The organism is Wolbachia endosymbiont (group A) of Gastracanthus pulcherrimus, from assembly GCF_964028265.1.
Lineage (GTDB): Bacteria > Pseudomonadota > Alphaproteobacteria > Rickettsiales > Anaplasmataceae > Wolbachia > Wolbachia pipientis.
Window position 1 is genome coordinate 36,087 of the sequence record NZ_OZ034763.1, and the last position, 16,868, is coordinate 52,954.

The 16,868-nt window shown below is 36.0% G+C and carries 7 protein-coding genes and 4 pseudogenes; 5 read left to right on the forward strand and 6 right to left on the reverse strand.

What is annotated here, in order from left to right:
• Window positions 1–60 precede the first annotated feature (60 nt).
• Both ABWU47_RS00195 and ABWU47_RS00200 read left to right on the forward strand, forming a co-directional pair.
• Window positions 61–789: pseudogene (locus ABWU47_RS00195) on the forward strand (hypothetical protein); the annotation flags it as partial.
• Between the two features lie 402 nt (window positions 790–1,191).
• Window positions 1,192–1,809 (forward strand): annotated as a pseudogene (locus ABWU47_RS00200) (hypothetical protein); the annotation flags it as partial.
• 788 nt (window positions 1,810–2,597) lie between these two features.
• On the opposite strand, the pseudogene ABWU47_RS00205 reads toward ABWU47_RS00200, so the two are convergent.
• Window positions 2,598–3,612, reverse strand: a pseudogene (locus ABWU47_RS00205) (IS110 family transposase).
• Between the two features lie 311 nt (window positions 3,613–3,923).
• Between ABWU47_RS00205 and ABWU47_RS00210 the strand changes: the two are divergent.
• From ABWU47_RS00210 to ABWU47_RS07050, 3 genes and pseudogenes are all read left to right on the forward strand, one after another.
• Window positions 3,924–4,783, forward strand: a protein-coding gene (locus ABWU47_RS00210) for an IS630 family transposase (RefSeq protein ID WP_264705388.1) whose coding sequence is annotated in 2 segments (ribosomal slippage) — window positions 3,924–4,248 and window positions 4,248–4,783 — 861 coding nt in all. Because the reading frame shifts where the segments join, the coding sequence is not laid out codon by codon here.
• A gap of 85 nt (window positions 4,784–4,868) precedes the next feature.
• The gene (locus ABWU47_RS00215) at window positions 4,869–6,803 is read left to right on the forward strand and encodes an ankyrin repeat domain-containing protein (protein ID WP_353285650.1); all 1,935 of its coding nucleotides are present in this window, start codon (window positions 4,869–4,871) and stop codon (window positions 6,801–6,803) included.
• A 21-nt stretch (window positions 6,804–6,824) separates the two neighbouring features.
• Window positions 6,825–7,007 (forward strand): annotated as a pseudogene (locus tag ABWU47_RS07050) (hypothetical protein); the annotation flags it as partial.
• Window positions 7,008–7,012: 5 nt separating this feature from the next.
• Here ABWU47_RS07050 and ABWU47_RS00220 read toward each other — a convergent pair.
• From ABWU47_RS00220 to ABWU47_RS00245, 5 genes are all read right to left on the reverse strand, one after another.
• On the reverse strand, window positions 7,013–9,331 hold the full coding sequence (locus ABWU47_RS00220) for a hypothetical protein (protein ID WP_353285651.1): 2,319 nt from the start codon (window positions 9,329–9,331) through the stop codon (window positions 7,013–7,015).
• 41 nt (window positions 9,332–9,372) lie between these two features.
• Window positions 9,373–9,564: a hypothetical protein gene (locus ABWU47_RS00225; protein WP_353285652.1), complete on the reverse strand. Its 192-nt coding sequence runs from the start codon at window positions 9,562–9,564 to the stop codon at window positions 9,373–9,375.
• Window positions 9,565–9,687: 123 nt separating this feature from the next.
• Window positions 9,688–9,840: a hypothetical protein gene (locus tag ABWU47_RS00230; protein ID WP_353285774.1), complete on the reverse strand. Its 153-nt coding sequence runs from the start codon at window positions 9,838–9,840 to the stop codon at window positions 9,688–9,690.
• A 242-nt stretch (window positions 9,841–10,082) separates the two neighbouring features.
• Window positions 10,083–11,486 (reverse strand): hypothetical protein, encoded by a 1,404-nt coding sequence (locus ABWU47_RS00240; RefSeq protein WP_353285653.1) that lies wholly within the window; start codon window positions 11,484–11,486, stop codon window positions 10,083–10,085.
• A 774-nt stretch (window positions 11,487–12,260) separates the two neighbouring features.
• Window positions 12,261–16,868: a cytoplasmic incompatibility factor CifB gene (locus tag ABWU47_RS00245; RefSeq protein WP_353285654.1), complete on the reverse strand. Its 4,608-nt coding sequence runs from the start codon at window positions 16,866–16,868 to the stop codon at window positions 12,261–12,263.

The following is a 16,868-nucleotide window of genomic DNA, read 5'->3' on the forward strand; positions in this document are numbered from 1 at the left end:
GTGTCGGCCACTTGGATAACACCATAGGGGTTACTTGGGTGATACTATAGGAGGTCTAACATGAACTTTCTAAAATTCATTGAACTGTGCTTTCAAACAGTGGTGCCGGGATGTGAGTATAATGATTATCAGTACATAAAAGTCATAGCAGACAGGCTGGAAGCAGCCAATGCTGGCGAAGTAAGGCGCATAATATTCAATATGCCTCCGCGTTCAATGAAGTCCATATGTATGAGTGTTGCGTGGCCCGCATGGATACTGGGAAATCAGCCAACTGCAAGAATAATAGTTGCAAGTTATTCTAAGTTGCTTAGTGAAAAACATTCGCTCGATACCAGGTGCATAATGCAATCTGATTGGTATAAAGAACTATTTCCAGAGGTAGAACTATCCAAAGACCAGAACACTAAATATAAATTCCAAACAGTGCAGAGAGGATTTAGAATCGCAACATCAGTTGGAGGAACATTAACCGGTGAAGGTGGTGACTTTATTATTGTGGATGATCCGCTTAACCCTGCTCAAACTTTGAGTGAAACATTTAGAAAACGTGCCACAAACTGGTTCGATCAGACTTTAGTAACGAGACTCAACGATAGAAAAAAAGGAGTAATTGTGCTTGTGATGCATAGGCTCCACCTGGAAGACTTAACTGGGCACCTCTTATCTAAGCCAAAAAACATATGGCATCACATTTGTTTGCCAATGATTTCTGAAAATAAGGAGGTTATTTATTCAATTAATAACCATACTGGTGTCATTCCAACCCCCCCTCCTGTCATCCCAGTGCCCAGACACTTGTATCTTGTATCTGGGATCTCGTTCCTTAACTTTATAGTGTAAATTATTTCAAATTGTGTCTAGCTGCAAGTATAATAATTTCCATTTATAGATAAAGTATGTTGCAAATGTTATGCCAAAGAGTATAATAAAATCTATATCAAATACTTTACAAGAAAAAGTGGGATAGAGGCAAAAGCAAATATTAATAAGGATAATTTAAGAAAAGCGCATGCTAGAGTTTGAAGAAGCAGTAAAAATAAAAAATATTATTGAAAGGTTAAATAGCACATGATATAATATATATATAGTGTAAAAATGTAAATAATCTTATTGACATCTTTACATTAATAGTTCTTAAATATTTAGTACTGTAGAATTAAATTATTAAGTTTTATGAAGGAAGTAAAAATGGTGGAAAGCTTTTCAAATAATAATAAAGATAGTAATTTTATCGAGGGGGCAAAAATAATAGAAAATTTTTCAGATAATAACGGAAACGGTAGCTCGATCTTCCAAGGAAAAATCAGGGAGCAAGATTTCTCTGCAGAGCAGAAGTTAAATGAACTAAAAGCAGCCATAGAGGAGCTCACCAGACAAGATTTGCTCAGGAGGCTCGAGTGTGAGCGTCAGGCTTCTAGTTGTATCGATGAAATATCATCTCAAGCAGAGCTACATATCGGAAAAGGTGGTGATGAGGATTACTTCACTGGTGAAAAAGGAAGAGTACTCGGAGATTTCTGGAATTTCTTTGAATCTCTCTTCAACCTTTTTGAAGTAGATGTAGATGATCCGAAAATCTACCAAATGCTCAAGAAGAAGAAAGAAAAAAATTGGCCTCTTTCGATAATTAAGTTTTTGCGTGATAAGCTTAAGGAGTTAATCAAGAAGATTTTTGCACGCGATTTAAGTTTCGATCAGAGGTTGGACAAAGAGATAAAAGAATTACAAGAGAAATTAGGCAGTGGTGAGTTATCAGGAGAAGAGTTTGCAAGGGCGTTAGAAAGATTAACTGCATTGCAAGATCTAACGCCTACGACAATGTTACAAAAAATAATATAGAGTTCAAAAGCGTGATTTCTAGGGAGTTTCTGCGCTCAAAGGCAAATTGAAAGCTTGAACCTAGAAGCTATACGAAAAGTCTGGTTGGTAGAAGTCATAGCCCTTGCGATTGAGTGTCATTTCTATAACTTCCCCGTACGAACTTACATTACCCACAAATATGAACGTTTGTTGCATAGCTCTTAATGGTATAACTTTTGCTTGAAATAACTGTTTATATGGTGCAACTTACAGCTTTTAGTTGCTAAAATTATAACTCTTAATTTAATAATTTTAATCTAATAATCTTTCAAGTTAATAAAATTATTTGAGTAAATACAATACCATGTCTTTATTTGTGGGTAATAGTAAGATTTTTAATGTTGACATAAAATTAGTTGCCAAGAATACTATAATAGAGTAGATGTGAGTTTTAAAATTTTGCAAAAATTTACAGCAAAAAAGTTGGAAGCAGAACCCTTTTTAACTCATCTTTTTGAGACTTTTTACAATGTTTTAGAACTGAAGATACCGTCTTGCAAGTCAACAAAAAAATTACAAAAATTGTTCAAGCTGTATCATAAAATCAAAAAATACTTCCTATTCACATTTTGTGTAACGTTACACAGATTATAGTTAGTGAATATGTTGATAAGTAAATTTCCGCTTTTTTGTACGTATAAAATTAATTTACTTATCAACATATTCACTAACCAACTACAAAATTTGTGTAAGATACTATTTCACATAAGATGTGATTGGAGCATTTTTTGATTTTAAAGCACTAAACTTTCAGCCAAACTCCTAGCTCTGTAGTTTTTGATATGATCTGGATCAAAAGCCTTTTTTGACCTTAAAACACCAAAAACAATATGGAGTAACTTACGCATTGCAGCTCCCACAATGGCCATGTTATGCTTGCCTTTCTCTTTTAACCTTTCGCAAAAAGTCATAATAATAGGATTATGATTCTTAGCTACTATAGCAGGAAAGTACATTGCCTTACATAATGTTCGTGAACCAGATTTACTTAATCTGGGCTTGGCATGTACAGATGTACCTGACGTTATATTTTGTGGTATAGTTCCTGCATATGCTGCCAATTGTCTGGCATTTATAAAAGCTTTTATATCAGGAATTTCAGCTAAAATAGCTATTCTCTCCTATTCCTGGAATAGTTAATAGAAGTTGAAAATCCTCCAACAAATATTTGTGTTGTTTTAATAGTTCACGTATGGAATTTTTTATTGTTTCTATTGATTGTTCTATATTAATTGCTAAGTTTTCCCAAACATTTACAACTTCTTCAGGCAGTCTCTCTTTCTTTTCTAAATGATTATTTACTAATGTCAATTCATCTTTTAATGCAACTGAGCAGCGATAAAGCTGTTTTAATTGTTTCTTTTCATGAGAAGGTGGTGTCCAACGAGAAGGTTCCTGTCTTTGACAATAATCTGCAATAATCTCTGCATCAGTCTGGTCATTCTTCTGTCGTGCAAGCTTACTTTTTGCATAAAACCTTATGCAAGCTGGATTTACAACACTAACAAAATGTCCAGCGTTGTGGAGGAATTCAGCTAAAGCTTCACTATAACAACCAGTAGCTTCCATGCAGGCTTTTACTTCTTCTAGGTTATGTTTTTGTAGAAAGTTCATCAGACCTTGAAACCCAGTATCATCGTTTTTAAAATTCCTTTTCCTACTTTCACGTTTTCCTTTTTTGCTTATGAATGAGAGAGAAACATCAAAGCGTTCTTTTGAAACATCTATACCTAAAAAGTTGTTGATCATATATAACCCCATATGTTACCATTTTAAATGAAAAGTAAGGCTAACCTTGTGAATACAGAATTAGAACCATTTAGGTTTTTCTAAGATACCGTCCAGCCTTTACTTTTGAGAAGGGAACTCTTATCTTCAGTACAGATTTTATATCTAAGGAGGAGAACAGAGTTCTTCCCTTCTCCACCTAACGCTTAAGCTTAAAACATTAGATGCTTTTTTCAAGATACAAGAAGGAAAGGTGTATTTTTTTATTTATAGCTCTTTCCATAAAAGTCCGGATGTGATAGGATAAGGGTAGATGATGATAAGGAGGTTGAATGCCAGCAGCATATAGTTATGATTTAAGAAAAAAAGCAATGGAAGCGCTAGACGAAGGAGAAAGCAGAGAAACAGTGGCAGCAAGATTTAAGATTGGACGAACTACTTTATGGGAGTGGCAGCAAAGAAGAAAAGAAACAGGAGACTTTCAATCAAAAAAACTTGGAAATGGGGGTTACAATCACAAAATTACCGACTGGGATACCTTTGCCAAATTTGCCAGAGAACACGGAGGAAAGACTCTATCGGAAATGGCTAAACTTTGGAACAACGTTAGTATCCAAACGATCTATCGAGCCCTTAAAAAAATTGGATTTACGCGCAAAAAAAGACATATGGATACAAGGAAAGAAACGAAGAAAAACGTGCTGAATTTTTGAAAATTATAGCGACAAAAGAACCTAAAAACTTAGTGTATATAGATGAGTCTGGCATTGATAACACCGAAGACTACCCTTACGGATATTGCCAGAAAGGACAGCGGTTTTATGCCTTAAAATCTGGAAAGAAAACTCAACGAATCAGTATGGTTGCAGCCTTAAGTGGAAGAAAGATAGTTGTTCCGTTAACCTTTGAAGGCCACTGTAATATGGATGTTTTTAATGGATGGTTTGAGCAATTTTTGACACCGATCTTGGAACCTGGACAGACTGTCATTCTTGACAATGCTACTTTTCATAAGTCTGATAAGATTATCGAGCTTGCTAAAGGAGTTGGTGCAGAAATTTTGTATCTGCCGCCTTATTCTCCAGATTTCAACAAAATTGAGCATCATTGGTTTGCTATAAAAAACAGAGCCAGAAAAAACATTCCTCTATTCGAATCCTTTCGTCGTGCTGTTGATTCTGCCTTCCTATGACCTGTTCGGACTATTATGAGAAATGCTATACTTACCTGTGTACTATGGTAACCACTAAAGAATTAGTGAGTAATGGTTATAAAATATGGTTGAGGTAGCAAGATCAAATAAAAATCCACTTAACATTTTAGGTCAGCAAAAAAGCGACAGCAATATTCAAGATATAACGTCTCCTTCAGGAGCAGAAGCTGACCCAAATATACAGAACCAAGATGAAAAATTATTTAACATTTTAAATGAGGTAGCAATCGATAGAAATCTATTAGGTAATTATGTTCAACGTATAAGTCTTCTTCTAGAAGCAGGAGCTAATCCAAATGTACAAAACCGAGAAGATGGAAAAACTCTGTTACATTACGTTGCTGAATGTAACGATACTAGCGGTATAAGGTTTCTTTTAGAAGTAATAAAAGCTAATCCAAATGTGCGAGATCAAAGTGGAAAGACTCCGTTACATTATGCTGCTAAAAATAACTGCCTTCAAGCTAGAGAACTTCTTTTAGGAGCGGGTGCTAATCCAAATGTGCAAGGTCAAAGTGGAAAGACTCCACCATCTGAATATGCTACTGAAGATGAGTGCCGTCAAGCTATTGAGGATTCGAGCCATAGTTTAGATGATTCTCATGAAAATAAAGGGAATCCGGCAACACCTGATAGTTCGGTAGGTGAAAGAAACGATTGTTCAAATAGCTCTGGTGATGATAGTCAGGCAAAGCCTGCTGAATTGAGTGATTGTAATGCAAAAAAGGATCAGGGCCATGGTTCAGATGATTCTCGTGGAAATGAAGAGAATCCGGCAAAGAGCCCTAACAACGACAACCGGATTTTTAAAGATCAACAGAAAAGCTCAGAGTTGCTAGAAGTTAGTAGTTCGTCAGAGAGTGAGGACTCAGAAGACAGTTCGGACTATGATCATTATGATACAAGTTGTGGTACACGCTACAGTCATTTAAGATATGATGGAAACATAAACGTAATACGAAAAAAAGATTCTTTTTCTTTAGCTAAAATAAAACTGAATAAAGTAGAAAGAGAAAAGTATGACAGTGTTTGGCAAAAAATATACGAAATTCATGGTGATCTAGATAAAACTTGCGATAAAGATGAAGATTATTATAAAAAATGTGAAGAAGAATTTGATGAAGTTATACGCCAAGCGCTGGATCAAGGAGTAATGTTCACTTTTCCATATAAAAACTACGAATCCTTTGTGGACCTTATGATTAGTACATTGCAAAAACTATTTTTGTCATATGATACTACTCGGATTCCTGAATTCATAGAACGGACAAAGATGTCACATATAATATTAGGAGGTGCAACTTTAAATGAATTCACTCAAAACGAGCATGATGATTTTGTAAATATAATTTGCAAGGATGAAGATATTTTAAGCAAAAGGGATAAAAATATTTCAAGACTTAATAATTTAGCGTATGAAAGTATTGTAAACAAAAATAATAAGCAAACTCATGAGTATGACTTTAAAGCAGAAATAGATAACGGGCACTTTTGTATAGAATATCCACAAGATAGTATTGTTGAACCTGTGAAAATCTTTAACAAAGCTGAAGCTTTAAAAGATAAAGATTTAAATTTAAAAGTCGGCATACTTCAAATTGGGGAGAGTATAGTAAGAGTTGAAAGCGTAGGCGGAAAAAGAAATTATAAAGATATCTTAGAAGGTAGCATTGAAATGTCTTTTACCACTGAGGTAGGAGAGATTAGTATTTATCTGAATCCTAGTAAGAAAGGTGGTAATAAAATAGAAATAGAAATTGATGAGAAGAGCGAAGCAAGGCTTAACAAGTTAAAAGCTGAGAAGAAAAGTTTAGGAGAAAACTGTCTTTTGGGAGGAAAAAGTGTTCTGGAAGCTATAGAAGCTAAAGGTTTTAAGAAAAATGGTAATGTACCTACAGAGCCAACCGAGACTATTAAGGATGATCTATCTACTAATCTTACGCAAGTTCGTTTGCAGCAGAATAGAGAAGTAGCTTTAGGGGTTAAGTTATTCAGGTAAGATTTTAAGAAATTAGTTATAGCGGTATGGCTCAATGATTTTGAGTATGAGATTTTAATGTTCCCAGAAGTCCGTTATGATGATCAGGTGGACAGTACGGTACAATATTTACAGTGGATAAGAAAAATTAACACCAGCGCCTTTAGGGTCAGAGACTTTGGCCTCAACCCTAATAAAACACTTGGGTGGCTGAGGTATATCTAAAAACCTCAATTTTTCTCCAAAGCTTTTGACATATACTTTGCCTGTTGCAGATCACACTCTTTAACCTTTGAAGAGACACTTCCCTTATGTGGCACAGCAGGAGAACCCATAGAACAAAAACCACTACCTCTATCAACTTTTTTAGAACTAGGGTTAGCAGGTAATTGTGCGTTTACAGATCGCCTTAAGTTCTCTTCCTGACTCTCGAAATTTTTTTTCATCTTCTCTTGCCCACTAGGAGTATACAGCAAGTGTTTAAGCTGCTCATCCTCAGGGGAAAGAGAGTTGGAGTCTAGCTTCTTTTGCAGCTCAGGAGAAAGAAGTGGGCGTAGTTTCTCTCTCTGATCAGGATTAAGACGTTGTTGCCACTCTGGTCCACCTTCATGCGTAGGAGAAGTCACTTCTGAGGGTGGATTACTTTTTGCTTTTATTCTAGTTGGGAATGAAAAAAATGGCTTAGACACAGGTGGTTTTTTAGTTACATGATACACAAGATCACTTTTACTTGAATACATCGTATCACGCTCTACACTATGTCGCTTAAAAGATGAGAAATTTGTTAGTGGCAACCATCTTTCTTTACAGAGGAAACCACCCTTATGTTTCTTCGGAGATTCACTCTCTTTTGACTTTGCTTCAGAACACTCACCACTAACTTGCTGTTTTTCAGGTTCCACACTAAAAATGCTCTTTACATCTTCAACATCTGGAGAATGTGATGATGACGCATACCAGATACTCTTCCCTGTTTGCACACCTTCATTAGCACCTTTCGATGATGAAGGTCTAATCTGTGGCAATGACCATAATCCTGCACTTGAAGCCGATGATGACCAAGGGTTTATTGGCTGAGACCAAGCACTAGTTCCTGCTTGCACATTTTGAACAGTACCTACAGATTGCACTGATGAAGATGTCTCTCGAACACCACCACTAACTGCAGTAGAACTCAGACGTGTCAATGGCCCACCACTCGTTCCAGCAACATCTAACGGATCCAACTGCGGCACAGAAACCAACCCTTGCCCGGGAGACTCCTTTAATACTCCATCCTGACTTCGTGTGGGAGACTCCCATTCCATCTCTGACAGTTGAGTCGATGGCCCTGGACCACCACTTGAAGACCGTGCACCAGAATCCTTAGGTTTCGGAGGTGAATTACTATCATAACCACTGTCTGTATCTGTTTTCCTTCGGTTGGGCGGTGTTCTTAGTCCACTCGGTCCTGCATGCATAGGAGAATTGAATGGCGACTGTACAGGCGACAATGCTCGCTCAGGGTCAATGGCCAGTTCATGGTCTTTGTTGATTACAGAGCTTTCTATTATTTTGGTTATCACACAGTGAGAAATTTCTGGATTAGAAAAGTCTATGCCATACACTACATTGCTTCCATTCACTGATAATTTTGCTTGAGTTTTACTATTAAGATCACCAAGCACAACATTATTAAATGCATAATTTAGTTTAAGAGCTTCTTCGTGTGTTAATAATCTAGCTCCTTTATCATCTAGTATAACAGGCACAAGAACTGATGCCTCTTTTCTATCTAAAGGGGAAGCACATACAAAGCCATATATTGTCACTCCTGTCGATTGACTAATAGATTCTATTATCATATCTTTAAATAACTTCACTCTATGATTAGTGCTACTGTCAACTCCAAGATACATACCTTCAAGCCATGTCTTATACCTTACTACACTATCAATAAAACGAGCGTCATCAAAAACGTCCCTGATATATACACTATTGCCTTCAACCTTCAGAGGGTTCTTAGGAGCATTCTCATATCTTTCCCTCATCCTTGATAAAAACTCACGCTCAAATTGCTGACGTAATCTTTTATTATCAAATTCACCGTACCATAAATAACCTTTCCTGTCAGATGCCCTAATGTTACAAGTTGGCATGCCTTCTATAACATCCTTTGCAAGTGAAGCAGCCAAGTGAGACTTTAAATTAAAAATTACACCTTTATCTACAGGTGTTACAAACTTAAACCCATGCTGTTCATCCCAAGACCAGTCTCTATCACTGATATCAAACGGGAAAGAATTAACATCAAAAATCAGCTTAGCTGTATCCAATATTTCTGCATCATTACTTTCTTCAATGCCGTAGAATTCACGTATTATCTTCCTTTTTATACTGTCCAGATATCTTCTACACTGATACGTATCCATACTCTTCTCAAATGAGACTACGATATAGTCCTTCTTGCCCCTGCTTTGCAGCGTAAAATTAGTTTCAACTGTGTTACGATTATAATTATGTACATTAAAAGCGTTAATCAACGCCCTTACTGTTTTTGTATTAGGCATACCAACCTCCTCATTTTTAAATTACAACAACTACCCTTTACTTAACGTCTAGGACCACCAGGATTGTTTTTCTGCTCAGACTGACGCCTCCTTTCTTCTACTCTTCTGGCTGCGTCACTATGATCATCAAACCTTGCTCCTTCGATTCGCAGCAATCTCCCACCACCTGGACCTGGATTTTCACGTTTCCACTTTTCAGCATCAAAACCTTTTTTATCATTACCGCTATGCATATTGACTCCCAAGTAAAAATATTATGTAACTAATATACTAAAAATAAATTGTAGTGCAAGCACTTTTTTTATATTTTTTAGCATAAAATTTTATTCATTCTTTATTCATAAAACTTAAGTTTCCTAGATTCCGCTAACACGTAGCGGAATGACGAACTGTCGACATCTATCTATATGCCCCTGGATTCCAGTGCCTCCTCTTCCTGTCCTCCCAGTGCCCAGACACTGGGATCTAGTCTTTTTTGCAATTTCATCAAAAACACTCCCTCTTAACATAAAACCCTACACTTATCAAACCCAATGCACATCCTGGATTCCAGTGTCACGCACTGGAATGACAAGAAAGGGACACTGGAGTGACAAAAAAAGACGCTGAATGACGCCTGTGTTTCTTTTTGCCATCAACTCCTACTCTTTTAATGCATACCAGTACCTCTTTTTCTTGTCATCCCAACTAGGAAGGGCGTCATCCAGTACTGGGATCCAGTCTTCTTTGTCATCTAAGTAGCTAACACTAGCTATCTCGATGGTGCATTACCATTTCCTCTTGCTGCACGTTCATTCAATACATCAGTAACTTTTGATCTAGGATATTCTTGAGCACCACCCACAGAGCATTGCTTAGGTTCATTCTCAGCACCATTCCAAGTACCCATGTTAGTAAAATCAAATCCACAATCAGCAACAGAGCTTTTAGCAGATTGTTCGGGAGCGTCTTTGCTAGGAATAATAGAGTCTTGAGTGTTCAAAGCTTTTCCATTAGGGACAGGACTCTTAGTAGATTGATTCGAAGCTTTTTTGTCAGAAACAAAGCTTTGAGCAGATTGGCTTGAAGCTTGATAGGTATTATTGTTATTTTGCTCTGTCTTTTTTATCCAATTACCATCGCATCCTTGAAAATAATTTCTTCCCTTTCTCACCCCCGTTGTATTCGCTGCAGTCTTTGGAGCAGGTGGACACACCTCTTTCTTCGGTTCCTCTGGCTTCGCTTTTTTCTCTTCTTCCACTTTTGGTTTTTGTGAATTTTCATGAGATTTTCTTTCAAGCTCAGCAAGACGCAATAGATGTTTCAAAGGATCTGACGCAATTTCAAGATCTGGTTTGCTCAGAACAACTGGCCTTACAAATCCTGGTGAAACCTCAAAAAGGGAAACTGGCACTTTAGGCTTTTCTCTTTCATCTACCTTGATTTCTACTTCTTCATGAACTTCTTTAATTGCTTCTAATGATGTTTTTTCTGCTTTTTTATCTTCTTTTTCTGTAGATGCCTCTACCGCAGCCACCAACTCAACTCCAAACATTTCTGCGAACATTGTAACAATCCATCCGACAACGGCCAGCTGTAACTTGAGTTTCAGATCTTGCAATGCAGTTAATCTTTCTAACGCCCTTGCAAACTCTTCTTCTGATAACTCACCACTGCCTAATTTCTCTTGTAATTCTTTTATCTCTTTGTCCAACCTCTGATTGAAACTTAAATCGCGTGCAAAAATCTTCTTGATTAACTCCTTAAGCTTGTCACGCATAAATTTAATTATCGAAAGAAGCCAATTTTTTTCTTTCTTCTCCTTGAGCATTTGGTAGATTTTCGGATCTACATCTACTTCAAAGAGGTTAAAGAGAGATTCAAAGAAATTCCAGAAATCTTCCAGTGGTTTTTCACAATTGAAGTAACCCTCATCATCACCTTCTCCGATATGTAGCTCTGCTTGAGATGACATTTCATCGACATAACTAGAAGCCTGACGCTCACACTCGAGCCTCCTGAGGAAATCTTGTCTGGTGAGCTCCTCTACGGCTGCTTTTAGTTCATTTAACTTCTGCTCTGCAGAGAAATCTTGCTCCCTGATTTTTCCTTGGAAGATCGAGCTACCGTTTCCGTTATTATCTGAAAAGCTTTCCACCATTTTTACTCCCTTCATAAAACCTAATAATTTAGTTCTACAGTACTAAACATTTAAGAAGTGTTAACGTAAAGATGTTAATAAAATTACTTGCATTTTTACACTATATGTATTATATCATGTGCTATTTAACCTTTCAATAATATTCTTGCTGCTTTTTCAAACTCTAGTATGCGCTTTCCTTTTAATGTTCACTTTTGCCTCCACTACCACTTTTTCTTGTAAAGTATTTGTTTATTATACTCTTTTGCATAACATTGTACAACATACTATATTTGGAGTGTAATGATATAAAAATTACTATCAAAGGAGAGAGCACCAGAGGCAGAGCAATACAAATAGTGACTAAACCTCAAACTTGAAAATGGAGGAAACGCTTACTTACTAAAGGTGCTCAAAAATATCCAAGATCTTAACTCTAGACCAACGCATCCCAAAACGAACGATTCTCACACTTACCTGTTTTGGGTTGCTAAACATGATTATATTACTTAAGATATTAATAAAAATATTGCTAAATTAATATTATTGAACTCGGAAATAACGGGAAAATTTATAACAGTTTTTATCCCCAATAGAATAAAATCCTTTTTATTGGTATCGTCCTTTTTGTGAAAAATATTCTTAACTTCTCTACCACACAAGATATACACTGACTATAATTTATACACCTCTACACATGGTGCAAATAGAAAGTATTTTTTATTTCACAACATAACTTAAGATTCAATTTTTATAATTTTCTTGTTGAACTACAAGACGGCATCTTTCTGTAGATGAAATTTTACAACTTCAGAAAGAAACAGATTGATACCTTTGTGACTCCTTCGATTGATTATTTATTGTTACACTATCCAGATAATGATTAGGATTACAATCTGATTTGCTATTATTCTCTGACAGTTGGCTTTTCTGCTTACTACTAATTATAGCAGTCAAAAGATATTCTATTAATTGCTTCATAGAAAACTTAAGCTCTGGGCTACGCTTATGTTCTGCTTCCTTAACTTCTCGATTCGAACCTTCAAAAGGAATTGCTTTGGTTGCTTGTACTACCTCTTTTACATTTTTGCTATTTTGTAAGTTATCAAGATATTCTCTAGCTGTCATGCTCACTTCTTTTTTATCTAAATAATCTAGAAATTTTTCACTATTTAACTTCATATCAGCATTAATAAGCAACGGTACGCTACCTTTTACATTGATTTTAGTCCCAAAGTCATATAATCGTACTCTGGATACTTCTTGACCATTAATTTTAATAAGGCCAAGCTCTTTATCTTGTTTTGCAAGAAGTTGTCGTTCTGTTTGTATTTCTTTTGTTAAGGTTTGCTTATCTTTATCAGCTAGTAGGTCATTAGCTTGATTAACATTAAAGTGTTCAATGAGAAAGCCTTTTTCTCCTATTTCATAGCCAGCAAATTCTATTCCTTTTTCCACAACTTGCATAAGCTGATCAACGCTTTTTAGTTCAGAAATAAATGCCGCATTGCTATCAAAATACGCGTAATTATCACCTATTCTGTAAATGGCTACAACATGGTTACTTGTTACTAAATGAAGAGCAAAATCATCATTAATTTCAGCTATATAATTTGATAAATTACTAAACATTTTATAACTCCTACTATGAGTTAAACTTGAAGGCAAAGTGCTTGTAACACAATCTACCTGCTCTTCAAAACTACTAAGCAGCTTACTAAAAGTAAAAGCCTCTTTTTCTTCCTTTCTAGATATCTGCTTACCTTGAGCTATACGCTCATAAATTTCAGTTGAAGTTTTTAGAGTATTCAAAAATGATTTGTTTTCGTGTAAAGATAAAGCTTGAGATAAACCACGGGTAGTTGCTACGCATTTACCATTAACATTAACTCCTCGCTCTTCAAAAGAAGGCAAATAAAGGCCTTGTTTCACTAATTCAATAGATGCATTTGGAAAGCTGCTGGATACAAACTGCAAAAGTGCTGCCTGTTGCTCTTTATTGAAATGTGATAACTGTGGACGAAAAGACGCTAAGTATTCTAATAGTAAGCGACGGATTTCAGGGTTATTCTGATTGTTTATAATAAAAGACATGACACTATCAGGATTACCAGCATCATCAGAACGAGCTCTACCAGCATTAGTATTAACGTCTTGAAGTTCTCTTGAGATATCTCTTCTTAGAACTTTAAAGTATTCTTCATTTCTAAGATTGTTTTTATCAACTATATTATTCAGACCTGGAACATTTAATGTAAGAGAATTACGCATTTCATCTAACACATCTCTACCTTGGTTTCCAAGATTGTTATTTTGCTGTAAAACTTCATTAATATCTCTAGCATTTTCTAATGCCCAGAAGCCACAATTATATCCATCTCTTTGCTGTACTAACCGATTACCTTGCTGATCAATAAGAATATTATGGAGAGTAACATTATTATCTTCTAAAACTCGTCTAACACTATTTAGAACATTATGACCAAGTGAGTCAGCATAGTAACCAATATAATTCCCATTTCGGTAATCAATCACTAATGTGCCCCAATGATTACCGCCTAAATTAACAATTAAAATTGACCTTCGAGGTCCTACATCTCCGTAATTTTTAAAATGTCTAATATGAGTTTTCAAAACGTCGACCTGATTACCGCTAATACCAATAACATTAAACCCCATTTCATCCACAACTGGGAAATTATATCTTTGTGTCATTGCAACATAAGTTATATCATGTTGTTGAAGCCAATAATGATAATAGCCATTGTCTGTTGCAAAATCTAGTGTAATTAGATCATTAACATCTTGTATGCTATTACGATCTCCAAGAACATTGTTTATTCGTTCTAATATTCCTTGTGCTGCAGGAGTACCACCTCCCCTTATTCTTGACTTTAGTGTTTCTATTGCCTGTGCTCTAGTACCTTGCAAGTAACTAAACGGAACATGTAGATTGTCGTCTATATCAAGCAAAAAAATCGAATTTTGTCCTGGTGCTTTTTCTTCGTAAAAACGCCTAAAGTTTTCACGAGTCTGATCTGATAATAGACCTTCTGGTGGATTTTCATCAATAACACTTTCAGGTCCCACTAATCCTCCTGGTCTTGAGCTGCGAACATGACGATCAAGCCTGTGTACATACTCTTCTCTTCCTACCCCTTCTGGGAAAAGTATAAGATTACCTGCTTCGTGTGCATCTCTATTAAACACAATAGGAAACAAAACCACCTCATTTCCAGAAGTAATAGGTATAAATCCTCTGTGTTGTTTCTTAAGTCTTCCGATTTCTTGTCTCGCATCATTTTGCTGTTGTCCTACTTCTTCTGCATTATTAGCAAGCCTTAACACATATCCAATTGGGTGAGTATCTAGGTCATTCTCTCTAGGTTGTCTTAATAATAAAAGACCTAATCTCTGTTCTGTAATTCTTGTGAGTATTACCCTTTCTCCTTCCTGACCCCTTTTTAAACTATATGTTTGACCAACTTTATACATAGCAAGCACTTTATAAGGATTATCACTAGCATAAAATGTACCATGTAGTATAGAACGGAACTTATCCTCACTATTAACATTTATTGTATCCACAAGCGGCATCAATGCTCCAGAGATCTCTTGAAATAATCCTCTATGCTGAGCTATATTTTTCCAGCCATCATTCATAACTTGATTTAAAGCATTATGTATATTTTCAGCATTAGGCACTTGTACAAGATCACCATTAAGAAAATTATTTGCATTATTATTTTGGTAATCGTGATATAAATCAAGGTCATTTGGTAGATCAATATCTAGCCCAAGTTGGTCATTAAGTGTGCATGAAACTTCCCATACACGAGGATTATTTCTACCAATATCAAGAGTTTGTAAATTGATGACTTCTTGTTGTTGTGAATCGTGAGCTCCAATATGAAGTATAACTATATCAGAACCTTGACCATGAAAGACCATAGTTAAACGTCTTAAATTCTCATCGTTATATCTAAATACATACTTTGCTACAGGTAATTCCCCTCCCCCTGCGAGTTGTAAATGATGCCTATCAAAAGCACTACTTCCAAAAGCAAAACCAGTTATACAATCAAATATTCTGTTATAATTCTCTGCATTTCTTGGTATTCCATTAGGAAGATGCTGAAGCAAGAAATCCCTAATATTTTCTCTAATTCCTTCATTCTCCAAATACTCAAATAATCTTTGTAATAAAGGAAATCTATCCCGTTGAAGCCCTACCGTATCAACACTAAAGGGATCTAGATTTAAATGAAAATTTAGGTCAACACAAACAGCATGTCTTGATTCAGTATGGATGAGTATAAATGAAGAAACATGCAATCTTTTAGCGTGACTTCTGGCGCGGTTTAATGCGATATTGGACGGTGCATTTGTAGCAAGATTAACAACAATAGGAACATTTTCTCTTTCCGCTTGACGACGTACAAGAAAAGCAGCATATGAACTTCCAGAAGACAAATCAAGGTCAATATCTATCGTGTAGCGGTGACTAAAATTTGCTAAAAAACCCAATAAAAACCCGTGACTCTCAAATTTTTGATTGCGATTTTCAATATTATTTTCCAGCACTTGCCTGTAATTATGATAGATGTCAGTTGTGTATGGTAAAATTTCTTCATCTATTCCACGTTCTATATTTTGTCTTTGATTACTTGCTAGCATTTCCATAAAATCGTCAATTCTTTGTTGACCTGGTTCTACTTGTACAAAATTGACAAGCCTATTAAGTTGTACGAGTTGATTTTGATTGAGTTGCATCCTTCCTATTTCTCTAACCGTAAGTACGCTATGTGGTGCAGGTGCATTAATCTCCATAAGCCTATTACGTTCTATATGCCTAAGAAGGCTAATCTCAGATGCTGAATACTTGGCAAATTTATCTCTACCTCTAAAATCCTTTTCACGAATCACCTCGAATACTGTCGCAATTGCTTCTCCCTGACTCTTGCCCTTTCCATACATGCATACTTTATATTGCTCAAAACTTAGGTCTTCTGCCCTTAAATTCGGATTTTGCCGTCTAATCTCTTGTACTAGAGAATCTCTCTCCCTTTCACTAAATCTTAACCCATCACTATTAGGACGATCAGAAATACTGTAACATCTGACAACTTGCTGTCCGTCACGATAAACAGCAATTTTTAGGTTTCCTGTATCTCTATTTCTACCATATGTATCAATACCATGGTTGTCAAAACGAAAATAGATTCTCTCATTTGCATTCAAGACACCAGAAGCATGTGCAGTAGCAAACATGCTAAAAAAGAATACAGGAAGGAAACGACCTGCACTCACATGATACAAGAAAGATGGACATTGATCTAAAAAAGATTCAAACTCTTGTCTGAAACCTTCAAGACCTCCATCCACTAAACTCCTAATAAGTCCATCACCATTATTCAT

Excerpts from the sequence above, each read along its gene's own strand:
- ABWU47_RS00215 (WP_353285650.1), top strand. The coding sequence starts at position 4,869 with ATGGTTGAGGTAGCAAGATCAAATAAAAATCCACTTAACATTTTAGGT.
- ABWU47_RS00220 (WP_353285651.1), bottom strand. The coding sequence starts at position 9,331 with ATGCCTAATACAAAAACAGTAAGGGCGTTGATTAACGCTTTTAATGTA.
- ABWU47_RS00225 (WP_353285652.1), bottom strand. The coding sequence starts at position 9,564 with ATGCATAGCGGTAATGATAAAAAAGGTTTTGATGCTGAAAAGTGGAAA.
- ABWU47_RS00230 (WP_353285774.1), bottom strand. The coding sequence starts at position 9,840 with ATGTTAAGAGGGAGTGTTTTTGATGAAATTGCAAAAAAGACTAGATCC.
- ABWU47_RS00240 (WP_353285653.1), bottom strand. The coding sequence starts at position 11,486 with ATGAAGGGAGTAAAAATGGTGGAAAGCTTTTCAGATAATAACGGAAAC.
- ABWU47_RS00245 (WP_353285654.1), bottom strand. The coding sequence starts at position 16,868 with ATGAATAATGGTGATGGACTTATTAGGAGTTTAGTGGATGGAGGTCTT.